The 22,935-nt window shown below is 68.5% G+C and carries 17 protein-coding genes and 2 rRNA genes; 5 read left to right on the top strand and 14 right to left on the bottom strand.

Going from position 1 to position 22,935, the window contains the following annotated elements:
• Positions 1-1,014 (top strand): diguanylate cyclase domain-containing protein, encoded by a 1,014-nt coding sequence (locus IP92_RS21090; RefSeq protein WP_145878815.1) that lies wholly within the window; start codon positions 1-3, stop codon positions 1,012-1,014.
• 15 nt (positions 1,015-1,029) lie between these two features.
• On the opposite strand, the gene murB is transcribed toward IP92_RS21090, so the two are convergent.
• The gene (gene murB / locus IP92_RS21085) at positions 1,030-2,094 is read right to left on the bottom strand and encodes a UDP-N-acetylmuramate dehydrogenase (RefSeq protein WP_145878813.1); all 1,065 of its coding nucleotides are present in this window, start codon (positions 2,092-2,094) and stop codon (positions 1,030-1,032) included.
• A gap of 133 nt (positions 2,095-2,227) precedes the next feature.
• On the opposite strand from murB, the gene IP92_RS21080 reads away from it, so the two are divergent.
• Positions 2,228-2,713, top strand: coding sequence for a YajQ family cyclic di-GMP-binding protein (locus IP92_RS21080; RefSeq protein ID WP_145878812.1), 486 nt, complete (start codon positions 2,228-2,230; stop codon positions 2,711-2,713).
• 31 nt (positions 2,714-2,744) lie between these two features.
• A complete protein-coding gene (locus IP92_RS21075; protein WP_145878810.1) occupies positions 2,745-4,025 on the top strand; it encodes a nitronate monooxygenase in 1,281 nt (426 codons plus the stop codon).
• 70 nt (positions 4,026-4,095) lie between these two features.
• Here the strand turns inward: IP92_RS21075 and IP92_RS21070 are convergent, their stop codons facing one another.
• The 4 genes from IP92_RS21070 to IP92_RS21055 are packed head-to-tail and all read right to left on the bottom strand — an operon-like array spanning position 4,096 to position 9,414.
• Complete coding sequence (locus IP92_RS21070; RefSeq protein ID WP_145878807.1) at positions 4,096-5,022, bottom strand: AraC family transcriptional regulator; 927 nt, start codon at positions 5,020-5,022, stop codon at positions 4,096-4,098.
• Positions 5,006-6,436, bottom strand: coding sequence for an aldehyde dehydrogenase family protein (locus tag IP92_RS21065; protein ID WP_145878806.1), 1,431 nt, complete (start codon positions 6,434-6,436; stop codon positions 5,006-5,008). The genes IP92_RS21070 and IP92_RS21065 overlap by 17 nt, the downstream gene beginning before the upstream one ends.
• Before the next feature lie 57 nt (positions 6,437-6,493).
• Complete coding sequence (locus tag IP92_RS21060; RefSeq protein ID WP_145878804.1) at positions 6,494-7,978, bottom strand: DUF3482 domain-containing protein; 1,485 nt, start codon at positions 7,976-7,978, stop codon at positions 6,494-6,496.
• Positions 7,975-9,414, bottom strand: coding sequence for a DUF2868 domain-containing protein (locus IP92_RS21055; protein ID WP_145878801.1), 1,440 nt, complete (start codon positions 9,412-9,414; stop codon positions 7,975-7,977). The genes IP92_RS21060 and IP92_RS21055 overlap by 4 nt, the downstream gene beginning before the upstream one ends.
• Before the next feature lie 107 nt (positions 9,415-9,521).
• Between IP92_RS21055 and IP92_RS21050 the strand changes: the two genes are divergently transcribed.
• The gene (locus IP92_RS21050; RefSeq protein WP_145878800.1) at positions 9,522-9,995 is read left to right on the top strand and encodes a YbhB/YbcL family Raf kinase inhibitor-like protein; all 474 of its coding nucleotides are present in this window, start codon (positions 9,522-9,524) and stop codon (positions 9,993-9,995) included.
• A gap of 108 nt (positions 9,996-10,103) precedes the next feature.
• On the opposite strand, the gene IP92_RS21045 is transcribed toward IP92_RS21050, so the two are convergent.
• The gene (locus tag IP92_RS21045; protein WP_145878798.1) at positions 10,104-11,006 is read right to left on the bottom strand and encodes a LysR family transcriptional regulator; all 903 of its coding nucleotides are present in this window, start codon (positions 11,004-11,006) and stop codon (positions 10,104-10,106) included.
• A gap of 96 nt (positions 11,007-11,102) precedes the next feature.
• Between IP92_RS21045 and IP92_RS21040 the strand changes: the two genes are divergently transcribed.
• Positions 11,103-11,978, top strand: coding sequence for an aldo/keto reductase family oxidoreductase (locus tag IP92_RS21040; RefSeq protein WP_145878796.1), 876 nt, complete (start codon positions 11,103-11,105; stop codon positions 11,976-11,978).
• 4 nt (positions 11,979-11,982) lie between these two features.
• Here IP92_RS21040 and IP92_RS21035 read toward each other — a convergent pair whose 3' ends face one another.
• The 8 genes from IP92_RS21035 to IP92_RS21000 all read right to left on the bottom strand — a co-directional run.
• Positions 11,983-12,735 carry a DUF2135 domain-containing protein gene (locus IP92_RS21035; protein WP_145878794.1) on the bottom strand — a complete coding sequence of 251 codons (753 nt, stop codon included), beginning with the start codon at positions 12,733-12,735 and terminating at the stop codon, positions 11,983-11,985.
• A 3-nt stretch (positions 12,736-12,738) separates the two neighbouring features.
• Positions 12,739-13,527, bottom strand: coding sequence for a YfaP family protein (locus IP92_RS21030; protein WP_145878792.1), 789 nt, complete (start codon positions 13,525-13,527; stop codon positions 12,739-12,741).
• Positions 13,524-15,221, bottom strand: a complete 1,698-nt coding sequence (locus tag IP92_RS21025) for a DUF2300 domain-containing protein (RefSeq protein WP_229418897.1) — start codon at positions 15,219-15,221, stop codon at positions 13,524-13,526. Before IP92_RS21025 ends, IP92_RS21030 begins: the two co-directional genes overlap by 4 nt.
• A 10-nt stretch (positions 15,222-15,231) precedes the next feature.
• Positions 15,232-19,734, bottom strand: a complete 4,503-nt coding sequence (locus tag IP92_RS21020) for an alpha-2-macroglobulin family protein (protein WP_145878790.1) — start codon at positions 19,732-19,734, stop codon at positions 15,232-15,234.
• 8 nt (positions 19,735-19,742) lie between these two features.
• A complete protein-coding gene (locus IP92_RS21015) occupies positions 19,743-20,414 on the bottom strand; it encodes a DUF1175 domain-containing protein (RefSeq protein ID WP_145878788.1) in 672 nt (223 codons plus the stop codon).
• Positions 20,393-21,982 carry a DUF2138 family protein gene (locus tag IP92_RS21010; RefSeq protein WP_145878786.1) on the bottom strand — a complete coding sequence of 530 codons (1,590 nt, stop codon included), beginning with the start codon at positions 21,980-21,982 and terminating at the stop codon, positions 20,393-20,395. Before IP92_RS21010 ends, IP92_RS21015 begins: the two co-directional genes overlap by 22 nt.
• A 445-nt stretch (positions 21,983-22,427) precedes the next feature.
• A 5S ribosomal RNA gene (rrf, locus tag IP92_RS21005) occupies positions 22,428-22,540 on the bottom strand.
• A gap of 112 nt (positions 22,541-22,652) precedes the next feature.
• Positions 22,653-22,935: ribosomal RNA gene (locus tag IP92_RS21000) — 23S ribosomal RNA — on the bottom strand; the annotation flags it as partial.

Genomic DNA, 22,935 nt, shown 5'->3' with positions numbered 1-22,935 from the left:
ATGTCCCAGGCCGGCACCGCACCGGAAATCGCCCTCACTGCCTTCAAAGTGCGTGTCCTGCTCGTCGACGACCAGCTGATGGTTGTCGAGGCGGTGCGCCGCATGCTCGCGGACCAGCCCGACATCGAGTTCCATTTCGTGACCGACCCGGCCCAGGCGGTCGACATCGCCCTGCGCATGCAACCCACGGTGATCCTGCAGGACCTCGTGATGCCTGGCTGGGACGGCTTCGAGCTGATCCGCCGCTACCGCGCCCAGGCATCGCTGGCGCACGTGCCCGTCATCGTGCTGTCCTCCAAGGAAGAGCCCACGTCGAAAGCGCACGGCTTCGCGGTGGGCGCGAACGACTACCTGGTCAAACTGCCGGACCGCGTGGAACTGCTGGCGCGCGTGCGCTACCACTCCAACGCGTGCATCAGCCTGCTGCAGCGCGACGAAGCGTTCCATTTCCTGCGCGAAAGTCAGAAGAACCTGGCGATCGCGAACATCGAGCTGCAGAAGCTGGCCGCGTTGGACAGCCTGACGGGCATCGCCAACCGCCGCCGCTTCGACGAGGCCGTGCAGCACGAATGGCAGCGCGGCCAGCGCGAACGCCGCCCGTTGTCGCTGCTGCTGGGCGACATCGACTGCTTCAAGATGTACAACGACACGTTCGGCCACCTGGCCGGCGACCTGTGCCTGAAGAAGGCGGCCGCCGTGCTGACGGCCTGCCTGAAGCGCCCGGCCGACCTGGCCGCCCGCTACGGTGGCGAGGAATTCGCGATCGTGCTGCCGGATACGGAAGCGGCCGGCGCCCGCGTCGTGGCCGAGGAGTGCGTGCGCAGCCTGGCGGAGCTGAGGCTGGAGAACCCGCAGGCGTCGCACGGCTTCGTCACGATGTCCGTCGGCGTGGCCACGCTGATTCCCGCGCCGGGCATCAGCCCGGCCGACTTGCTCGAAGGGGCCGACCGCGCGCTGTACGCCGCGAAGGAACAGGGCCGCAACCGCTCCGTCAGCGCCGCGCAGCTGGCCTGACCCAGGCTGGCCCAATCAGACGAAGACCGGTTCCGGTTCCAGCAGCACGCCGAAGCGTTCCTGCACGTCCGCCTGGATAGCCCGGGCGAGGCGCTGCACGTCCGCGCCCGTGGCGCCGCCCTGGTTGACGAGGACCAGCGCCTGCTTCGGGTAGACGCCGGCCGCCCCGAGGCTTTTACCTTTCCAGCCGCACTGGTCGATCAGCCAGCCGGCGGCCAACTTCTCGCTGCCGTCTTCCTGGCGGTGATGGACCAGCGCCGGATAGCGCTCCAGCAGAGCGGCGCATTGCGCCGCGCTGACGACGGGATTCTTGAAGAAGCTGCCCGCATTGCCGATGACCTGCGGGTCGGGCAGCTTGCGCCGGCGGATCGCGATGACTGCATCGGCCACCTGGCGTGCCGTGGGCACGGCGGCGCCCTGCCCCGCCACGGTATTTGTCAACCCGCTGGCCAGCTCATTGGCCAACTCGTTGGCAAGTTCGGCGTAGCGCAGGTTCGGCCGCCACGCGCGCGGCAGCGCGAACGTCACGTCGACGATGATCAGGCCCCGCTCCGGGTGCTGCTTGAACACGCTGTCGCGATAGCCGAAGCGGCAGTCGGCGGCCCGCATCGTCACCATCTCGCCGGAAGCGGGGTCGAACGCCGTCAGGCTGTGGAACACGTCTTTCGTTTCCAGGCCATAGGCGCCGATATTCTGGATCGGCGCGGCGCCGACGGTGCCGGGGATCAGCGCCAGGTTTTCCAGCCCGCCGAGGCCCTGCGCCAGCGTCCATTCGACGAAGGCATGCCAGTTCTCGCCCGCCTGGGCGCGCACCAGCACATGCTCCCCGCCGCCCGGCAGGATCTCGCGGCCGCTGGTGGCCATGTGCAGCACGAGGCCGTCGAAGTCGCCCGTCAGCAGCAGGTTGCTGCCGCCGCCCAGCACGAGCCGGGGCAGCGCGGCCAGGGGGGGATCGGCCAGCACGGCCGCCAGCTGGGCGGGCGCGGTGATGCGGGCATAGTGGCGGGCCCGCGCGTCGATCCCGAAGGTGTTCAGGGTGCGCAGGGAAAAATCGTGCGAAATGACTAGATCGGAATGCATGGCAGGCTGAGTATTTTGCTCGATTATAGAGTGAAAGGAACAAAAACGACCGAGCGTTCGCCTCGTTGTCCGTTAAAATGTCGCATCTTTCGCGGGGCCACCGCGAGCAACAGGAATTTCGAAAGGAACAATCATGCCATCGTTTGACGTCGTATCCGAAGCTGACATGATCGAGGTGCGCAACGCCGTCGACCAGTCCAACAAGGAGATCTCCACGCGCTTCGACTTCAAGGGCAGCGATGCGCGCGTCGAGCAGAAGGAACATGAGCTGACCGCGTTCGCCGACTCCGAGTTCCAGCTGAGCCAAGTGAAGGACGTGTTGACCAACAAGCTGGCCAAGCGCAAGGTGGATGTACGCTTCCTGGACGAAGGCAAGATCGAGAAGATCGGCGGCGACAAGGTCAAGCAGGTGATCAAGGTGAAGAACGGCATCGAGACCGAGACGGCCAAGAAGATCACCAAGATCATCAAGGAAAGCAAGATGAAGGTGCAGGCCAGCATCCAGGGCGACTCCGTGCGCGTGCAAGGCGCCAAGCGCGACGACCTGCAGGCCGCGATGGCGCTGCTGCGCAAGGAAGTGGCCGATACGCCGCTCGAATTCAACAACTTCCGCGACTGAGCCCGCGGCGCCGGTAGTCCAGAGGATAGCAATGAAACGTGTTGATGATTTCCGCCTGCGGTTCGGCGACAAAGAGTACGTGCCCATCATGATCGGCGGCATGGGGGTGGACATCTCCACCTCCGAGCTCGCGCTGGAAGCGGCGCGCCTGGGCGGTATTGGCCACATTTCCGACGCGATGGTGGAAGACGTTTCCGACCGCCGCTTCGACACCACCTTCGTCAAGGACAAGACGAAGCTCTACAAGTTCAACATCAATAACATGGACAAGGCGGTGGTGCAGTTCGACCTGAACCGCCTGGCCGAAGCGCAGCGCCTGCACATCGGCAAGACCATGGAGCAGAAGAAGGGCCCGGGCCTCATCTTCGTGAACTGCATGGAGAAGCTGACGATGAACGGCCCGCGCGAAACGCTGCGCGTGCGCCTGAACGCGGCGCTGGACGCGGGCATCGACGGCATCACGCTGTCCGCCGGCCTGCACTTCAACTCGTTCGGCCTGATGGCCGACCACCCGCGCTTCCGCGACGCGAAGCTGGGCATCATCGTCTCCTCGGTGCGCGCGCTGCAGATCTTCCTGCGCAAGAACGCGAAGCTGGACCGCCTGCCCGACTACGTGATCGTCGAAGGCCCGTTGGCCGGCGGCCACCTGGGCTTCGGCCTGGACGACTGGCAGGACTACGACCTGCACACGATCGTCGCCGAAATCCTGGCCTACCTGAAGCAGGAACAGCTCGATATTCCCGTCATCGCCGCCGGCGGCATCTTCACGGGCAGCGATGCCGTCTCGTTCCTCGAGATGGGCGCGGCCGGCGTGCAGGTCGCCACGCGCTTCACGATCACGAAGGAATGCGGGCTGCCGGACAAGGTGAAGCAGGAATACGCGAAAGCATCCGAAGAGGACGTGATCGTCAACGGCATCTCGCCGACGGGCTACCCGATGCGCATGCTGCGCAACACTCCGGCGATCGGCACCAATACCCGCCCCGGCTGCGAATCGTACGGCTATCTGCTGGACGCTACCGGCAACTGCTCCTACATCAACTCGTACAACCGCGAAGTGGTCGCGAACGGCGGCAGCGACAAGGGTATCAAGGTGATGGACAAGACGTGCCTGTGCACGCACATGCGCAACTTCAATTGCTGGACCTGCGGCCATTACACCTACCGCCTGAAGGACACGACGCACAAGCTGGCCAACGGCGAGTACCAGCTGCTGTCCGCCGAACACGTGTTCCGCGACTACCAGTTCAGCACCGACAACCAGATCGCGCTGCCGCCGCGCGAGGACGTGCCGGCGGCCGAACCGGCGTAAGCGCTCACCGCCAACGACTGCACGGCGCGTTCCGCAAGGAGCGCGCCGTTTTTTCATGCCGGCCGTACGCTTACACCTCCGGCATCTGGTCCCGCAGCAGCGCCGCATCGCGCAGCGGCGGCGCACCGAACTGCCGGCGGTACTCGCGCGAGAACTGCGACGGGCTTTCGTAGCCCACGCGATACGCCACCGTGGCGGCCTCCAGCCCGCTCGTCAGCAGCAGCTTGCGCGCCTCCAGCAACCGCACCTGCTTCTGGTACTGCAGGGGGCTCATCACCGTCACCTGCTTGAAGCGCCGGTGCAGCACGGACGTCGACAGCCGCACCTCGCGGGCCAGCGCATCGATCGACAGCGGCTCGTCGTAATGCTCGCGGATCCAGCGGATCGCCCGCCCGACCGGCTGCTCGTCGGTCCCGCCCAGCACCGTCTGCGCCAGCACGCCGCCGGAGGGCGCCGTCAGCAGGCGATAGGTCAGCTCCTGCTTCAGGATGCGCGCCAGCACGGGCACGTCGCGCGGGCTCTCCAGCAATCGCAGCAGGCGCCCGAACACATCGAGCAGCGCGTCGTCCGCCTGCTCCACGTAGACGGCGCTGCGTCCCTCGGCTGCGGGCGGCACCGGCGGGCGCATCTCCAGCAGGAACGCGGCCAGTTCCTTCGTATCCAGGCCGACGCGGATGCCCAGGTACGGTGCGGCGGCCGTGGCGGCCGTCACCTGCCCCGCCACCGGCAGCTCGACGCCGGACAGCACATAGCTGCCCGGGCCGTACGCCAGCACTTCCTGCCCCACCAGCGTGCGCTTCTCGCCCTGCAGCAGCAGGCACATCGAAGGTTCCAGCATCGCGCACTGCGTGGGCGTGGGGGCGGCCAGGCGGATGAACGACAGCCACGGGATGGCCGTGCGCACGTCGCGCTGCGTCAGCGGCACGCCATCGAAATGGCGCAGCGCGGCGGCGCGCAAGGCCGCCAGCGCGGCCGGAAGATCAGAGAGCTTGTTCATGGCCCATCAATGCCTTCGGTTCCAGGTACTGTTCGAAGCCGTGGATGCCGAACTCGCGGCCCAGGCCCGATTGCCTGAAACCGCCGAACGGCGCTTCGGGTTCATCATACAACCCATTGATGAACACGCGCCCGGCGATGACGCGCCGGGCCACCCGGTTGGCGCGCGCCAGGTCGCCCGAGAACACGTAGGCGTGCAGGCCGTAGGGAGTATCGTTGGCGATCGCGATGGCCTCATCCTCGTCGCGGTACGGGATCACGCACAGCACCGGGCCGAAGATTTCCTCGCGGGCGATCGTCATGTCGTTGCGCACATTGCCGAACACGGTGGGCCGCACGAACCAGCCCTGCTGCAAGCCGTCCGGCCGTCCCTCCCCGCCCGCCAGCAGCGTGGCGCCCTCCTCGATCCCCTTGCGGATGTAGCCCTGCACGCGCTCGAACTGGCGCTGGTTCACGAGCGGGCCGATACGGGTGGCCGGATCGCGCGGGTCGCCCACGTGCAATGCCCCCATCGCCTGCGCCGCCATCCGCTGGGCCTCCTCCAGGCGCGCGGCCGGCACCAGCAGGCGCGTGCCCGCGAGGCATGCCTGCCCGCTGTTCATCGTCGCCGCGCCGATCGCCAGCGGGATCGCCTTGGCGAAGTCGGCGTCGTCCAGCAGCAAGGTCGGCGACTTGCCGCCCAGCTCCAGCGTGACGCGCTTCATCGTGTCGACGGCGCCACGCGCGATCGTCTTGCCCACCGCGGTCGAGCCGGTAAACGAGATCTTCGCGATGTCCGGGTGCCGCGTGATTTCCGCACCGACGGTGTCGCCGCGGCCGGTGACGATGTTGAACAGGCCCGGTGGCAGGTCCGCCTCGTGCAGCACCCGCGTCAGCAGCGCCGTCTGCGCGGCGGAGAGTTCGGCGGGCTTGATCACGCCCGTGCTGCCGGCGGCCAGCGCCATCGCCAGCTTGTTGCAGATGAAGCTGTAGTTCGCATTCCACGGCGTGATCAGGCCGACGACGCCCAGCGGCTCCATCACGACGTTGGCGATGCCGATCCGGCGCTCGAACGCATAGCTGCCAAGGATGCGCCGGGCGGATGCGAATGCGTTGGCGGCGCGGCGCACCGTGCCCGTGCTTGTGGCGACGGGGCCGCCGTATTCGGCCACCATCGTGTCGACCAGCTCGCGCTCGTGCGCCAGCACCGCGTCGTGCAGCCGCTGCAACCATGCCATGCGCTGCTCGCGCGTGCCGGCCCGGTGCCGGTCATACGCCGCAACGGCGGCCGCGATGGCGGCGCGGGCATCCGTTTCGTCGGCGAGGCGCACGTGCGTCGCGTCCGCCCCGGTGACCGGGTCCTGCAGCGTCATCACCTCGCTGCCGTGCGACGTGACGAATTGCCCGTTGATGTAGATGGTGTCGATGGTGTGCATGATGTCCTCCTGAACGTTGCGTTCATGGTAGGACGGCAGCACGGCCGGGCGGTAGAACTATCCTGACAGGGTATTGCCTGATCCTGCCGCGGCGGCCGGCAGCACCGTGCCCGGATACAGCCGCCCCAGCACCTGCAGCGTCACATTCGTCAGCAGCGCGCTGGCGGGGGCGATGTCGCCGTCCTCCTGCTCGCGCAACGTGCGCCACAGGCGCGCCAGGTCCGCCTCGCGCAGCGCGACGGCTTGCTCGACCTCGTCCTGCCAGAATGCCGGTGCCTCGCTCTCGACGAAATTGCCGCGCCCGCGGCCGAAGTGGGCGACGGCCAGGTAGCGCAGCACGCTGGTGACGAACAAGGTGCGCAGGAACTCGTCGGACAGCGTGATCGACGGGTGCTTGCGGTCCGTGCTGGCGTTGAAGCCCCAGGCGGCGCCGGCGAACGTCAGCGCGCCGATCACGCCACCCAAGAGTGCCCCCGTGCCGAGCGTCAGGCCCCCGGCGGCCAGGTCGGCCGACAGCCCCGTCGCGGCGCCGGACACGATCGCGCCCAGCAGCGCCGCCTGGCCTTTCTCGACGGGCGCCTTGACGACGAAGTTGTTGCTGACGCGCGCATTGATCGTCGGCGCCGCGCTGGCGTTCAGGCGGTGCAGCGCCAGCAGGCTGACGGTAGTCTGCCCGATCGCCAGGTTCAGGCGCGCGACCAGCGTGTTCATGGCCCGTTCCTGCCGGCGGCGGTCGTCGCCCTTGCCGATGCCGACCAGCTTCAGCGCGGAACTCAGCATGCCCTGCTCGCCCGTCTCGACGGCCTGGCGGTCGCGCGCCCCGTCCAGCAGCTGTTGCGCGATCACGGCCATCGATTGCTGGAAACGGCGCGTGTTCTGCGTTTCCCACGCCCCGAACAGGCGGCCGTAGGCTTCCCGTTTCGCATCCGGCACGAGCTTGTCCAGCGCATCGTAGAACACGCGCTCGTGCACCCAGCAGCGCGCGAACGCGTCGAGCGGCAGCACGTCGCGCACGGCCGGGTACTGGCGCATATGCTCGCGCCAGCGCAGCTGCTCGGCCTGTTCGTCATGCGCCGGCCGCGGTGGCCCCATCTGGTTCAGCAGCACCAGCACAGGCTTGTCCAGCCAGGCCAGGATGCGCATCTCGGACGGCAGGTAGCCCCCATCCTCGGGCCGCTCGGCGGAGTTCACGAGATAGAGCACCACGTCGGCTTCGTCGCGCGCGGCGCGCAGCGCCTGCTGGCTGAGCCAGAACGGCCGGTCGCGGTAGCGGTCAACCACCTCGCGCAGGAACCAGCCGATCGGATTGCCCGACTGCGCCAGCCGCTTCATCAGCCGCACCGAGTCGCCGAAGCCCGGCGTATCCCACAGCATCAGGCGGTCGCCCTGCTCGGTGGCCTGCAAGGTATGCGCCTCGGACAGCGCGGTGACGTGCGCCGCGTCGCGCACCTCGCCCACGTCCATGCCCAGCAGCGTGCGGGCCAGGGTCGTCTTGCCGTTGTTCGTATGCGAGATCAAGGTCAGCTGGATCGTGTCGCTCATGGCTGCGCTCCTTCACCGGCCGGCGCCAGCAGGTTGACGACCGTCGGCTCGGCGCCGTGGAACACACAGAACTCGCGCCACAGCTCGACGCGCTCGCGCACGCGCTGCGGGTCCGGCGTGCGTACGCTGAACGCGGATTCGTCGAGCAGCACGACGGTACGCTGCGGCAGCGCACGGACCACCTGGGCGATGAACGCGCCATGGTTTTCCTTCTCGGGCGTGGCGGCCAGGCCGAACAGCAGTGCCGTCGACGTGATGGCCGGGTCGCGCAGGTCCAGGTCGCGCAGCGCGGCCGCGGGATCGCTGCCGTAGGCGACCGGCGCGAACAGGCGCACGCGCGCCCGTTCGCCGAGCAGCTGGGCGGCCACCGCTTCCAGGCCGCGGCTGCGCGCCTCGTCCACCGTGAAGCTGTATGGCAGCACGCGCAGCACGCCCGGCTCGCCGCCGGCCGCGTCGCCCAGCTGGCGGAAGTACGGCTCGTCCAGGTCGAGCGGGAAGCGGCGCGCCAGCAGCGCCGCGCGGGCCGCCGCGATCCCGGCAAAGAGAAGGCGCGGCAGCACGACCAGCAGCACCAGCGTGGCCGCGTACAGGTGCACCCAGCGCGCTCCTTCCGCGGCGGGCGGCTGGCCGCCGGCGGCGAAGTGCAGTGCCTGCACGTCGGCCAGGGTGAAGCCCTGCAGCTTGAACACCGTCAGCGCGGGCCAGAACAGCGTCGACAGCAGCGCATGCAGCTGCTGCGCATCGAGGAAGGTGCTTTCCCAGCCGGCGCCGTACTGCGCCAGCATGCCGCGCGCGTACAGCGACAGCACGGCGCCGACGGCGAACAGCACCGCGGCCAGGTGCATCGTGCGCGCCAGCCGAGCGCCGTTCAGCGGCGCGGAGAGCCGTGCCCAGTCGGCCATGAACGCATACAGCCCGGCCGACAGCGCATGCGGCATCTTGCGCGGCAGCGCCGCCTTGCCGACGGACAGGCGCCGGATCCACGCGGCGCGCAGCCGTGTCGTCCCCGCCTTAGGAATGCACAGCCACACCAGCATCACCAGGTAGACGAGCAGGTTCCACGCGACGATGCCCAGCAACGGTGCCGACAGCAGGTCGACGCGGTGCGGATCGGCGATGCGGTCGAGCGCCGCGCCCAGCACCAGCGCCAGCAGCGGCAGCAGCCAGGCCACGGCGGCCAGGCCGGGCGTGCGTTTCGCGAACGCGGCAAAGGCGGCATGGCGCTGCGCCAGCTTCTTGACGATCTGCTCGGCGCGCTGCTGCAGGAAGTGCTCGGACGAGGCGGCGGCGCCGCTCTCGGCCGCCTGCCACTGCGCCAGCTCGCGCGCCGTGCGGTTCGCGTAGCGGCGGTCGTCGTCGCTGAGGATTTCACGTTTCTGGTCGGTGGTCTCGATGGCGCGTACCAGTACCACGTTGCGGGCCGACTGTTCGTTCATGGACGTCCTTTATTGTTGAACAGGCATTGTACCGCCCCGTGCGCGTGCCGACGCGCCGCCATGGGTGTAAGCTGGTGCTCCGAAGTCCATCGACAGCAGGAGGCACCATGGCGCTGACTCTTTCATCGATCTTCGTGGACGGCGGCGCGATCCCGGCCACCTTCACGTGCGACGGCGCGGACACGTCGCCACCGCTGGCCTGGGCGGAACTGCCGGCCGGGACGAAAAGCCTGGCGCTGATCGTCGACGATCCGGACGCGCCCGACCCGGCCGCGCCGCAGCGCACGTGGGTGCACTGGGTGCTCTACAACATCCCGCCCGCAGCGGGCCGGCTGGCCGAAGGCGGCAGCCGCCAACTGCCGGCCGGCACGCGCTGCGGCAAGAACGACTGGGGCAAGGCGGGCTACGGCGGCCCCTGCCCGCCGATCGGCAAGCACCGCTACTTCTTCAAGTTGTATGCACTGGACGCGCAACTGCCCGACCTGGGTTCCACGACCAAGGCCGAGCTGGAACATGCGATGCAGGGTCACGTGCTGGGGCAGGCGCAGCTGGTCGGCTGCTACCAGCGCCAGCATGCCTGACGCATCGCCTTCGGCGCTGCTGGCGCTGGCCGGTCTTGCGGCGGCCGGCGTTCCGGCGGGCCGCTTCCATTCCCGGCCGCGTCGAGCGGGCATGCACGCCGGACCGGCTCAGCCGCCGTCGTGCCGGATAAAATCGACGAACGCCCGCAGCGGCGCCGGCAGCAGGCGCCGGCCGGGGTAGTACAGGTAAGGCCCGGAAAAGCGCGGCCACCATGGCTCCAGCACGGGTTCGAGCTCGCCACGCTCGAAATATGGCCGCAGCCAATCCTCGAACAGGTAGACGAGGCCCGTGCCGGCCACCGCCGCGTCGGTCGCCAGGTCCAGCGCGCCGCCGACCTGCACCAGCAACGGGCCTTGCGGGTCGAGGCTGACCGTTTCGCCGTCCCGCTCGAACACCCACGGGATCATCGCACCGCTGGCGAAGCGGGCGCGCATGCACGCGTGCCCCAGCAGTTCGCGGGGATGGCGCGGACGGCCGTGGCGCTCCAGGTAGCCCGGCGCGGCGCCGGCGGCCATGCGCTGCGTGCGCGGGCCGATCGGCACCGCGACCATGTCCAGTTCCAGCCTTTCCTCGTAGCGGATACCGGCATCGCAGCCGGCGGCCAGCACGTCGACAAAGCTCTCGTCGGCGATCACTTCGAGCCGGATCTCCGGGTACTGCGCCAGGAAGCGCGGCACGATCCGCGGCAGGACGAGCCGCGCGGCGCTCATCGGCACGTTCAGGCGCAGCGTGCCCGATGGCGTGTCGCGAAAACCGTTGATGACGTCGAGCGCGCTGTCGACTTCGTCCAGCATGGGGGCGAGGCGCTCGTACAGGCTCTTGCCGGCATCGGTCGGCACGACGCTGCGCGTGGTGCGGTTCAGCAGGCGCACGCCCAGCCGCGTTTCGAGGCGGCGCACCGCATCGCTGAGGCGCGACGCGCTGCTGCCGGCGGCACGCGCCGCTTCCCTGAAACCACCCGCGCGCGCGACGGCGACGAAGGCGGCAAGATCGCCGAGGTCTGCTTTCATTGTTCGATTTTCCGTACAACCTGTGCCGACTATACCGGATTGTGCGACAGCCCGCGCGGCCTTATCGTGACTGCACGTTCAAACAGGGAGAAGATCATGACCAGTATCGACAAGGCCGGACGCTACGCGCTCGGCGACCGCACCGTCCGCCGCCTCGGCTATGGCGCCATGCAGCTCGCGGGCCCCGGCGTGTTCGGCCCGCCGAAGGACCCGGCGGCCGCGCTGGCCGTGCTGCGCGCGGCGGTGGAGCTGGGCGTCGACCACATCGACACGTCCGATTTCTATGGCCCGCACGTGACGAACCAGTTGATCCGCGAGGCGCTGCACCCATACGGCGACGAGCTGACGATCGTCACGAAGATCGGCGCGCGGCGCGATGCTCAAGGCGGCTGGCTGCCCGCCTTCACGCCGGAGGAGCTGCGCGAGGCCGTGCACGACAACCTGCGCAACCTGGGCCTCGACGCGCTGCACGTCGTGAACCTGCGCGCGATGTTCGACGTGCACGGGCCGGCCGAAGGCTCGCTGGCCGAGCAAGTGACCGTGCTGGCCGACTTGCGCCGGGAAGGCCTGATCCGCCACGTTGGCCTCAGCAACGTGACGTACAACCAGGTCGAGGAAGCGCGCGCCATCGTGCCGATCGCCTGCGTGCAGAACATGTACAACATCGCGCACCGCGCCGACGATACGCTGGTCGACGGGCTGCAGGGCGACGGCATCGCCTACGTGCCGTTCTTCCCGCTGGGTGGCTTCTCGCCGCTGCAATCGGAAACGCTGTCGGCGGCGGCAACCGAACTGGGTGCGACGCCGATGCAGGTGGCGATCGCCTGGCTGCTGCAGCGCGCGCCGAACATCCTGCTGATCCCGGGCACGTCGTCGGTGGCGCACCTGCGCGAGAACGTGGCGGCGGCCAGCCTGCAACTGCCCGAGGCCGTGGTACGTACGCTCGACGCAGCGGGCAGCGCCGCCGCCTGAACCGTCACGGATACACGAACGACTTCACGAGCGTCAGCTCGCCCGGCGCGCGCAGCGGCACGCGCAGGATCTGCTGCTTCTCGCGCGGCGTGTTTTCATTCGTGATGATGGCGACCTGCGCGACCGTCAGCGCATCGCGCTCGGCGCCGCTGCCGTAGTAGTTCACGTAGACGTGGTAGTTGCCCTTCGGCGGCGCGGCGCTCGAGAAGATCTCGGGGCCGTAGCCCGTCGTCACGTCGACGTCGAGCGCTCCGCCGTTCGGCATCACGCGGCTGCCGTACCACGCGTGGCCGCCATCCGGCGCCACCACGTGCAGGTCGAGGTCCGTGCCCGCGCTGTCCCACGACAGCACCACGCGCAGGCGGGACTGCGTCTTGCCCGCGTAGCCGTCGAAGAACTGCGTACGCGCCCTGCCCGTACCGTCCGGCGCGCGCACCTCGATGCTGTTCGAGCCGCTGCCAAAGCCATACGGGCGGGCGAACGTGCCGTTCTCCTGCACCTCCAGCGGCATCGGGATGCCGTTGACGATCAAGGTCGCCGGCTTGCCCTTCCCCGCATTGGCGATGCGGCCGCGGATCTGCGCCGTCTCGCTCTGGCCCGGCTGCAGGTTGACGCTGTTCGCGGGGTAGTTCACGCCCTGCGTGTAGCGCTCGCGCGCACCGGCAGAGTTGCGCCAGCCGTTCTTCGGCGCGTCGATCGTGACCTGGGCCTGGGCCAGCGCCGGCACGGCGCACAGGAAGAAGCAAAGCTTGTTCATGGTTCAGAAGGTGAAGGTTTTCACGAGTGTCAGCTCGCCGATGCTGCGCAGCGGCACCACGAATTCCTCGCGCCGCTCGCGCGGCGTGTTTTCATGGAAGACCAGCGTGATGCGCGTCGTGATGATCGGCTGCTGCCGGGTCGATTCGTCGAAGTGGTAGCCCGAGCTGCCGAAGTTGCCCCAGTAATTGATCCACACCTGGTAGACGCCCCGCTGCGGCGCCGTCATCATGAAATTCTCCGGGCCGGGGCCGTCGACCGTGTCGCCATCGAGCCCGCCGCCATTGGTCAGCGCGGGGTGCGCCCAGAACGCGTGCTGGCCGTCCGGCGTGACGACGTGCAGGTCGACTTCGGCCTGGTTGTCGTCCCATGCCGCGATGACGCGGATGACCGGTTGCGGCCGGGTGCGGTCCGCTTCGTAGAACTGTACCCGCTTGACGCTCTTGCCGTCCGCGCCGCGTACTTCGACGCTGTTCGAGCCGGAGCCGAACGAATAGGCGCGCGCGTAGCGGCCGTCGGCATCCGTGTAGAGCGGTGTCGGGTTGCCGTTGACGACCAGCTTCGGAAACGGCCGCTTGTCGCTCGCCTGCGCCAGGTGGCCCGTGATCATGCGGCGGTTGCGCTGCGCGCCCCGGTCGATCAGCGAATACGGATAGTTCTTTGCCAGTTCCTGCGACTTGTCCGTCAGGCCGGCGCGGTTCCAGCCGCCCGTCGGCGCCGTCATCGTCCGGTCCTGCGCCTGTGCCAGCACGGACAGCAGCAGGGCCGCGGCAAGCAGAATGTATCTTGTCATAACGTCTCCGGGTTCATGTCGGCCAGCCGGCGCGCCAGACGCTCGACATAGTCTTCGTCCTGCCCGCGCGGGTGCAGCCGCAGGCCGATGTGCAGGTATTCGTGGGCCAGCGTGATGCGGTCTTCGCGCGTCGCCAGCGGGCGCATGAAGATGCGGTTGCGCGACTGTTCCGAATACGGCGCGCCGACGGCCAGCGCGCACACGGCCGGCAGCTGCGCCGGCTGCTCGTAGCCGGCCTCCGCCCGCAGCACTCTTTCCCAGCGCGGCAACGCGCGCGCCAGCCACGCTTCGTTGTTCGCCAGCCGGTTGCAGCGCGTGCCGCTGTTGCCGGCAATGCCAAGCGCGCCGCGCGGCCAGGCCGCGGCCAGCACCTCGTCGAAGCGGCGCCCCTGCCGGGCCTGTGCGACGGCCTGCGTCCACGCCAGCGTATCCGGGCCCGGCACGTCGCGGTGATAGCGCACGGTGGCGCCCTCGATCACCAGCTGGTCGGTCCAGCGTGCCACCGCCAGCGCGGCCGTGCTGGCCGGGTTCGGGCTGACGCGCTGCGTCGCGCTGCTATCAGCGATGCGCTGACAGCCGGCGGCGCGCTGCGCGTTCTGCTGCAGGTAGGTGCGCGCCGCCACGGCCAGCGCCTTGGCTGCTTCCGGCTCCTGCGTGCCGCCTTCGCGGTCCACCACGCGCGCCACGTATTCGTTGACGCCGAAGCGGCCGCGCACGTGCGGCCGGCCCGCGTCGTCACGCGCGAGCAGCATGTCGCCGTTGCCCTGCAGTGCAAGGCTGTTGCCGTTCTCGAACTGCACGACGTGGCGGCCATGCAGCGGGCCGCTCGCGGCCGGGCCGGCAGGGCCGCGCACGGCCCGCACCGGATAGCGGGCAAAGAACTCGACCTCGACGCAGCCGCTGTCGCGCGCCGGTGCAGTAGGGAGCGAAGCTGGCAGCGCGGCGGCCAACTGCGGTGCCCATTGCCGGAAGATGCCGGCGCTGGTGCCCGTCCCCGCGAACCACACGGGGGTGCCATCGGCCAGCCAGCCTGCCGCGCCACCAAGCCGTTGCGCGGCGCCGCCCCGCTGCGGCGTTTCATGCCACGAGAACGTCTTCACGCGCAGGCCGCTGCCAAACCAGCGCACCGTGTCGGCGCCGCGGCCGTCCAGCACCACGCGCAGCAGCGCGCCTTCCGCGACGGCCCGGCTTTCGGCCGGCACGCTGGCCAGGGCGCGCAGCAAGCTGGCCAGGCGCACCGTCCGCTCCGGCGTCAGGTTCGCGGGGGACGCCAGCCAGGCGAGCTCGCCGGCCGGTTCCGCACCGAGCCGGCCGCTCCAGTAGGCGCGCCACGGCGCCGCGCCGATCCGCAGGCGGTGCGGTGCGAAGAACGGGCCGCACGACTGCGCCAGCGCGGCATCGCGCGCGATCGTCTTGCCGGCCGTGCAGCAGTACACCTCTTCCGGATCACGACCGCCGCAGCGGTAGTCCGGCATCGGCGTGCGCGTATCCACTGCATAGACGTAGACGAACAGCTTCCACAGGCTGCCGAGCGGCACGTCGCGCGCGCCGTCGAAGGGGCGCGGCGGCGGGTCGCCATCGTGCAGCTGGGTCGCCTGTACGCGCCCGTCGCGCCACCACGCCACGTCGAGCGTGGCAGCGGCCGCGCACAGCGGCGCGGCGAGCAAACCGGTGAGCAGGAGCGCGCGCATCATGGCCTGCGGATCACTCGACCTTCAGCGTGCGTGTCTTGCCGCCGGCCTCGAAGGCCTTCTGCTCCGGCTGATAGACGTGGTGGTAGCGCGCCGGCGGCAGCACGTAACTGCCCTTCTGGGCGAAGCGCAGCAGATGGCGCACGACGACTTCGCCGTCGAGGGGATCGACCGGCACCGCATAGCCGTCCGGCCGGTCGACCTGGCGTGCCCGTTCCAGCGGCTGCGGCTGGGACAGCGCGAGCAAGATGCCCCAGGTGGTCGGTTCCACGTTCGCACCCGGCGGCAGCGGCACCTCGACGAGGCCGTAGCGGTGCCGGCCGCCAGCCGCGGGTTTCAGGCGGATCTCGTCCAGGTACAGTTCATCGGTGCGCAGCGCTTCGCCAGCCTTCACGGGCTCCGTCTCGTAGCCCGCCTTGACCCGCTTCATGCGCAGGATGCGGCGTTCGACGGTGACAGGTAGCGCCGCCGTCTCGGCGGCGCGGCTGTCGTACTGCAGCACGGCGACCGTGCCGGCCGGCGCCGCCGCGGCCAGCTGCAGTTCGGACGGCAGCGCCTTCGGGTCCATCCAGCGCCACAGCGCCTGCCCGGCGGCCGTCTCGACCTTGCGCCACGGCCCTTGCGGCGCCAGCGCTGGCGCCTTGCCGAACGGGTCGCCGCCCAGCTTCTTCTGCAGCCACAGCAAGGTGAGCGCGCGATCGAGCGTGGGCGCATCGGCCCGCACCGACGCCAGCACCGCATCGAGCTGGCTTGCCGGCGCTTCGCCCGCCAGCACCAGCAATGCCTGGGCCACCGGCGCCGGGGTATCGCGCAGCGCCTTCCACGCCAGCGCGAACTGCTCCTGCAGCGGCGGCGTGGGGACGATGCCGTTGGCGTTCGCGACCACCGCGACCAGGCCCAGGGCCAAGGCCTGGCTGGCGCCATCGTCCGCCCCCAGCAGCAGGCTGCCGGCGCCGGGCTGCCCGGCCTTCGGCTGCGGCAACGCGCGGGTGACGTCATCCACCAGGCCGGAGGCCAGCGTCTTCGTCGGCAGGCCCATCTCGTGCGCCATCCACAGTACCAGCGCACGGTGGCCGATGCTGTCCTTGACGCCGATGTCGCCATACACCTTCAGCAGGTTGTCCCAGTGCTCGGGCGGCAGTTCGATCTTCAGCGCGCGCGCCGCATACCAGTCGGCGAAGTAGGCATAGGCCGTCATCAGCGCGCTGTCCTGCGTGCCGTTGCCCCACCAGCCGAACACCGCGTCCGGCCCGGCCATCGACACGAGGCGCAGGCGCTGGTTCTGCAGGTTCGCCAGCAGCCTGTCGCGCAGGCCCGCCGCATCGGGCGGCAGCGCGCCGGCCGCCATCGTCAGCGGAATGATGCGGCTGGCGGTCTGCTCGACGCCGCCGTACGGATAGTCGATCAGGTCGTCGGCGATGCGGGCGAAATGGCTGGCGGCGCCTTGGGCGAACGACACGCGCACGTTGCGCGCATCGGCCGGCAGCTTGATTGGCGTGGCGGCGCCGGCAAGCGGCACCGTCTGCGCTCGCGGGCTGTTCCACGCGGCCGGTTGCACCTGCAAGGCCGTGTCGAGCGCATCGACGACCTTGCCGCCCTGGCGCACTTCGAGGCGCAGAACGCCGGCGCCCGGCGGCGTGAACTCGACATAGTTGATGCCCGGTGCAGCATCGAGCTTCGCGGTTTTCGTGCCGCCCGCGCCCGTCAGCGCCACTTCCAGCGCCTGCTTCGTGCCGCTCTGGTTGAACACGGCGACCGACGTGCGCGGCGCGTCGCCGGCGCGCATCCAGCCCGGTGCCGTCCACTTCGCGTAGAACGCCTTGTCGGAGCGCAGCCACGCGGTGCGCTGGCCCACGCGCCCTTGCGTATCCATCGCTCGGCCCGTGATGCGCCAGCGCGTCAGCGCATCCGGCATCGTGAACGTGACGCGCGCGCGGCCGGCCGCATCGGTATGCAACGCTGGCGCCCACAGCGCCGTGTCGACGTTGTCGCGGCGCGGCCGCTCCAGCACCTTCACGCCGCGCTCGTTGTAGTTGTGCCGCGCCGGCACGCCGGATGTACGGCCCTGCGCCATGTCGTAGCTGATGAACGACAGGCTGGCCGTCGTGCGCACGTTGTTGCGGCGCGCGTGGTAGAAGAAGTCGGCGATGTCCGGCGCGATCTCCGGTTGCAGCACATAGATCATCTCGTCGACGACGCCAAGCGCGACCAGGGTGGAGACCGGCTTGCCGTCCAAGCTGGCGGTCACGTCCAGCGTCACCTTCTCGCCCGGCTGGTACACCTGTTTGTCGGTGGCGAAGGCCAGCGCGATGCGCGGTTCGATCACCTGCAGGCCGGCGTTCTCGAACACGAACTCGCCGTTGCGTACGTGCGCGACGGAGAACGTGATGTTCGGGCCATGCTCTTCCTGCACGGGGATGCGCACGCGCCACTGGTTCGGCGCGACGCGCGCGGCCTGGAACCATGGCGCGCCGCCTTGCAACAGGCCGTGATGCTCGACCTTGTCGCGCTCGAGCGTCAGCAACGCCTGGTCGGCAGGGCCGGAAAACGTGACCAGCGCTTCGGCCGTTTCGCCCGGCCGGTAGCTGGCGCGGTCCAGCACGATCTCGATGCTGCCCGGCGTCGTCTTGATGCCGGCACCGCTGACCCAGTGGCTCGTCGCCGCGACGAGATTGCCCCGTTCATCGCGCAGGTTCAGCTGGTACGAGCCGGAGCCGGGGAACCGCACGTCCCAACTGGTGGCCGTCGGATTGAACGGACCATCCGTCTTCTTCTGCGTCTCGAGCTGCACCATCTCCCAGCGCACCGGCCTGGCGGCGGTGCCGCCCTGGCCCTGCGCCGTCAGCGCGAAGCGCACCGTCTGGCCCGGGTCGGAAAACTGCCGCGGCGCCTTCAGCTGGTAAGTCGTGGCCGACCGGGCGATCAGCAGTTCGCGGGTGGCCTTGACGCGGTACGCCGCGCCATCGGTGGCCAGTACGGTCAGGATGTAGCGCGACGGATCGGCCGCCGGCGGCAGCGAGAACTCGGCATTGCCGCTGCCGTCCGTCTTCAATTCCTCGGTCTGAAGCGAGACGGGGAACAGGCCGCTGTAACGCAGCTCGCCCTCGACCAGCGTGTTCTGCTGGCCGCGCAGCGACAGCGTCAACGTCGCGTTCTTGACCGGTTTGCCGTCCGCATAGCGCAGCGCGATCGTGCCGGTGACCTTCTCGCCCGTCTTGAATTCCGGCTGCGCCGGCTGCACGCTGATCTCGAAGTGCGGCTTGATGTACTCGGCCACGCGGAATGCCGCGCCATAGGTGCCGCCCTGGTAGGTGAAGCGCAGCTCGTAGCCGCCGGCACTGGCCTGCTCGGGCAGCTGGAAGCGCGTTTCGCTGCCCGTTTCCGGCGACAGCTGCAAGGTCTGCGTCAGCAGCGGCGTGCCGTTCGGATCGTAGACGGTCAGGCCGATCGGCGCCGCCGCGGCCGGGCGCGATGCGCGGGCCGACGTGAATTCGCGGCCGAGGAACTTGACGTTGACCTCGTCGCCGGGACGGTACAGTGGCCGGTCCGTGACGGCGTACAGCTTCGTGTTGTAGATCTCGCTGTCGTAATAAAAATTCTCCGACACGAAGACGCCGCCCTGCTTGTCCTCGCCCAGCACATAGGTGTGTTCGGGGCTGCTCCGTTCCAGCGATGCGACGCCGTCGGCGCCGGTGGCACCCGACTGCAGCACGCCGGTGCCGTCGGTCCACACGAGGTTTGTGCCCGGCACGGCGGCACTGTTGTCGCGCCGCGTGCTCCACACGAGCATCTGGCCCGCCGACACCTTGGTGACCGCCACCGTGTCGGACACGAAGACAAGCGTGGTGGCGCGGTGCTCGCCGATGATCGCCTCGACCAGGTACAGCCCGGGCTTGCGTTTGCCGATCGGGATCATCAGGTTGCCCGGGCCCGTCTTGATGAATTCACTGCTGGAGCCGGCCAGCTCGACGCCCTTCGGCGGCTCGATCGGCTTGGCCTGCCAGATCGGATAGCGGAAGCTGTCCACCATCTCGAAGCCCTTCAACGGCTTGTATTGCGGGTTGTTCTGGAAGACGGTCGGACGGCGGATCGCTTCGCTCGTCGCCAGCTTCGGCTGCTCGGCCGTCACGGCCTTGCGGGCGTCGACCGAGAACAGCTTGCGCCAGATGAGGCGCGACTGCTTCCACCAGCTGTCCCACAGGTAGCGCAACGTGTTCGCCAAGCCCTCGCCCTGGTAATTGCCCTCGACCTGCACGCGGTGCAGGTTGCGCTGCTTCTTCAGGAACTCCAGCGGCGCGGGGACCCGGTAGACGACGATGTCCGCTCCCGAATACGCCTCGAGGTTCATGCGCGCCATGTCGCGGCCCGGCACTTCCAGGCGCACCTTCGCTTCGTCCTTTGAGCCGAAGCCCGCGTCGGCGAGCAGGAAGAACGGCTCGCCGCGCAGAGGTGTGTAGTTGCTGGCGTCCTGTGCGAGCGCCGTCCTGCCCAGCACGACCAGGCAGAACACCAGCATGCACAGCTTCAGGACAGAAAGGAAAGCCGGAACACGCCGGCGAAGTTGGGGTTGTCGACCGTCGGTTGCCACCGGGTGTCCTTCCACATCGTTAGTTGTTGAATATCGACGGTCCGCAGACCGTTGTCGTCGGGTTTGACGGTGCCCGTGTGGTACGCGATGCGCATGCCCATCCACACCATCAGGTGCTGCTCGTCGCCCTGGTCGAAGAACAGCAGGTCGCCAGGCAGCGCCTGGCCAAGTTCGCGGGCGACGAAGCGGCTGTTGTTCTGCACGAGCGCCAGCGCGGTGACGAAGTGCCCCACCTTGCCGTCGGCTTGCACCCAGCGGTTGCGCAGCCCGGCCTGTTCGGGCGTCAGGCCGAGCTCCGGCGGCAGCCGGCGGTCCGTGCCGATGCCGTTCGCGCGCAGCCACTTTGCGTCGTGGACGGCGAGCGCCTCGTTGACGGCAAAGCGCACCAGCCCCGCGCAGTCGCGGTGCTGCCAGCGCGGCGTCGGCCCCTGCTCGAGCTGCGCGCTGATAATGCGCACCATCCACGCCTGGAACGCCCTGCTCTGCGCCTGCGACAGGCGCACCTGTGCGGTGGCCGCGCCTTTCAGGGCGAACGCCGGCGGCACCGCCGCTGCCAACAGCGCAGCCAGCAGCCGGCGGCGCATGGTCAGCGGGAGAGCGGTTGCCATTCGAGCGGCGCCCAGGCGATACCGGAAGCCGGCTGGCCCTTCAGCACCATCCGGTAAGGCGGGTATTTTTTCAGCGCATTCAGCCGCGGCACCAGGTGCGCGTCCGCCGCGGCCCGCAGCACCGGTTCCTGGTTCGGCGGCAAGCTGCCGAACGCCTCCGTCTCGATCAGCTGGGCCAGCGAAGCGGGTGCGATCACGCCTACCGTATGCGCCGCATCGGTGAGCCGGTCAGCGACGGCCGGCGCCTGCTTGCGCCGCACGGCCAGCACGCGGTCGACAAGCTGCCCGTCGGCCGAGTAGACGACGAGGTTGCCGGCCGCCGCCAGGGTCGGTGCCGCATCGCCCTGGCTGGTCGCGATCGTGCGCTGCCAGCGCGTGGCATCGCCGGCCTTGGTGGCGCGCGGGGCGTCGCCGCGGCCGCCGACCGTGGCAGTGAACAAGTCGCCAAGCAGCGCGTCCGCATTGGCGGCTGCCGGCGCGCGCGTCGCAACGAAGACGGGCGTGTGCAGCCGAGAATCGCCGTACCAGCACGCCGCGGCCGGACCGCTCATCTGCGCGGCGAGCGGCTGCAGAGATGTCTTGGCATCGATGCGCTTCAGCACGGGCTGCATCGCGGTCCAGTCGGCCGGCACGACAAAGCAGGCGCTCGGGTTATGCGGCAGGACGGCCCACAGTGCGCTGGCATCGTAGGCACCCTTGCCGAGCTTGGCCCCGTCCAGCAAGGCTTGCGAGCGCCAGGCGCCCTTGCTGAAGTCGAAGCGCAGCGCCTGCACGCCGCCGAAGAAAGGCTGGTAGCCGAACGACAGGAAGTCGGCCTTCACGGCGATGCTGTGGCCGCCGACGGCATCGCGGCCGAGATGGAACTGGTCGTGGAACCGGTGCTGGCGGGCCGCATCCTTCGTCAGCAGGTCGGCCACGACTTTCTCCGCCTTGTCGTCGATCTTCGTGCCGTCGGAGCCGCCCAGCAGCATGCCGGGGTCGGACAGGATGACGAGACGGTCGCCGCGCGCCGCGAAGAGCAGCGTGCGCGCGTATGCGTACTCCAGCGCGAAGACGGAGACATCGGCGCCGTCAACCGCCAGCGTGCCGGCGAGACGCATCTGCGCGTCCTTCAGGGCCACCTTGCCCGCCTCTTCGATCAACCGGGTGAGCTGGCTGCGCGAAACGGCGATCGCAAAGTGTTTCAGCGAGCCGTCGGCATCGCGCCACAAGGCCACGTCGGCGGGCTGATCCAGCACCATGCGGATCAGCTGGTCGCCCCACCCCAGTTCGTGTTCGTAGGCGATGCGCCGCAGGCTGCCCTTGAGGCCGAGGCGGTCTTCATTCTGCTCGTAATAAAACAGGAAGTCCTCGCGCAGCACGTCGCGCGCCAACGGGATCGTCAACAGGTCGCGCGGCAATGTGGACAGGCTTTTGGTCACGATCAGCGCGTCGGGACTGGAAAGGTCCAGCCGCAGATTGTTGGCAGCGCCCATCCAGTGGCCCCATCCGAACGTCCGGTACGCCACCAAGGCGGCAGCAACGACCGCGATGCCGGCACCGGCTTTTATCAACGTTTTCTTTTCCATCGCACGCCCGTGGGTAAATACTTGCTATTTTTAGATACTAATTTTATCACACTTTAATTGCACGTAAGGAACTTTGTTCATTGGAATTTTTCTGGTACGGGATGATGTCGAATGCGGGACGCAGGTCGACGCGGGGAGATGGGAACTCCATCGGAATGGAAAGCGGCCCGCGAGAGCGAAGCAAAAGCATACTCGGCTGAGCGTGTGCGTCATTGCGGCGGCACAAATGAAAAAAGCCCACCAGGCGAAGCCAAGAGAAACTGGCCGAGCGGTAGGCTTCATGTGTTGGGCACAAAATGAAAAAAGCCCGCTACGATCACGTAGCGGGCTCTCTTCGGTAGCGAGGTCGGGCAGTGCCCGGCCGAGCACCCCGCGGTGCCAGCATCGCGAAGCTCAAAGCAAAAAGCCCCACTGACACATGTCAGTGGGGCTTTTCTAAATAACAGCCTGACGATAACCTACTTTCACACTGGTTGCAGCACTATCATCGGCGCAAAGTCGTTTCACGGTCCTGTTCGGGATGGGAAGGGGTGGGACCGACTTGCTATGGTCATCAGGCATGACTTGTACGCAGCCTCGTTCCCTGTTGGGCAACGCGACTACTCAATCCGGAAGAAGTAAAGTTGGGGTACTCATCAAGAGTAAATGCAGATATAACCGTCAAGGTTATAGGGACAAGCCGTACGGGCAATTAGTATCAGTTAGCTTAATGCATTACTGCACTTCCACACCTGACCTATCAACGTCCTGGTCTCGAACGACCCTTCAAGGAGCTCAAGGCTCCGGGAAATCTCATCTTAAGGCAAGTTTCCCGCTTAGATGCTTTCAGCGGTTATCTCTTCCGAACTTAGCTACCCGGCAATGCCACTGGCGTGACAACCGGTACACCAGAGGTTCGTCCACTCCGGTCCTCTCGTACTAGGAGCAGCCCCCTTCAAATTTCCAACGCCCAC

It is taken from the genome of Pseudoduganella flava (assembly GCF_007830495.1).
Classification (GTDB): Bacteria; Pseudomonadota; Gammaproteobacteria; order Burkholderiales; family Burkholderiaceae_D; genus Rugamonas; species Rugamonas flava.
Note: the sequence above shows the minus strand (reverse complement) of the source record. Positions and strands in the feature narration are given on the sequence as shown.

Bases quoted from the DNA above. Each gene is read 5' to 3' on its own strand.
- IP92_RS21080 (WP_145878812.1), top strand. From the start codon at position 2,228: ATGCCATCGTTTGACGTCGTATCCGAAGCTGACATGATCGAGGTGCGC.
- IP92_RS21075 (WP_145878810.1), top strand. From the start codon at position 2,745: ATGAAACGTGTTGATGATTTCCGCCTGCGGTTCGGCGACAAAGAGTAC.
- IP92_RS21015 (WP_145878788.1), bottom strand. From the start codon at position 20,414: ATGGCAACCGCTCTCCCGCTGACCATGCGCCGCCGGCTGCTGGCTGCG.
- IP92_RS21010 (WP_145878786.1), bottom strand. From the start codon at position 21,982: ATGGAAAAGAAAACGTTGATAAAAGCCGGTGCCGGCATCGCGGTCGTT.
- IP92_RS21045 (WP_145878798.1), bottom strand. From the start codon at position 11,006: ATGAAAGCAGACCTCGGCGATCTTGCCGCCTTCGTCGCCGTCGCGCGC.
- IP92_RS21065 (WP_145878806.1), bottom strand. From the start codon at position 6,436: ATGCACACCATCGACACCATCTACATCAACGGGCAATTCGTCACGTCG.
- IP92_RS21050 (WP_145878800.1), top strand. From the start codon at position 9,522: ATGGCGCTGACTCTTTCATCGATCTTCGTGGACGGCGGCGCGATCCCG.
- IP92_RS21040 (WP_145878796.1), top strand. From the start codon at position 11,103: ATGACCAGTATCGACAAGGCCGGACGCTACGCGCTCGGCGACCGCACC.
- IP92_RS21090 (WP_145878815.1), top strand. From the start codon at position 1: ATGTCCCAGGCCGGCACCGCACCGGAAATCGCCCTCACTGCCTTCAAA.
- IP92_RS21070 (WP_145878807.1), bottom strand. From the start codon at position 5,022: ATGAACAAGCTCTCTGATCTTCCGGCCGCGCTGGCGGCCTTGCGCGCC.
- IP92_RS21025 (WP_229418897.1), bottom strand. From the start codon at position 15,221: ATGATGCGCGCGCTCCTGCTCACCGGTTTGCTCGCCGCGCCGCTGTGC.
- IP92_RS21030 (WP_145878792.1), bottom strand. From the start codon at position 13,527: ATGACAAGATACATTCTGCTTGCCGCGGCCCTGCTGCTGTCCGTGCTG.
- IP92_RS21055 (WP_145878801.1), bottom strand. From the start codon at position 9,414: ATGAACGAACAGTCGGCCCGCAACGTGGTACTGGTACGCGCCATCGAG.
- IP92_RS21060 (WP_145878804.1), bottom strand. From the start codon at position 7,978: ATGAGCGACACGATCCAGCTGACCTTGATCTCGCATACGAACAACGGC.
- IP92_RS21020 (WP_145878790.1), bottom strand. From the start codon at position 19,734: ATGCTGGTGTTCTGCCTGGTCGTGCTGGGCAGGACGGCGCTCGCACAG.
- murB (WP_145878813.1), bottom strand. From the start codon at position 2,094: ATGCATTCCGATCTAGTCATTTCGCACGATTTTTCCCTGCGCACCCTG.
- IP92_RS21035 (WP_145878794.1), bottom strand. From the start codon at position 12,735: ATGAACAAGCTTTGCTTCTTCCTGTGCGCCGTGCCGGCGCTGGCCCAG.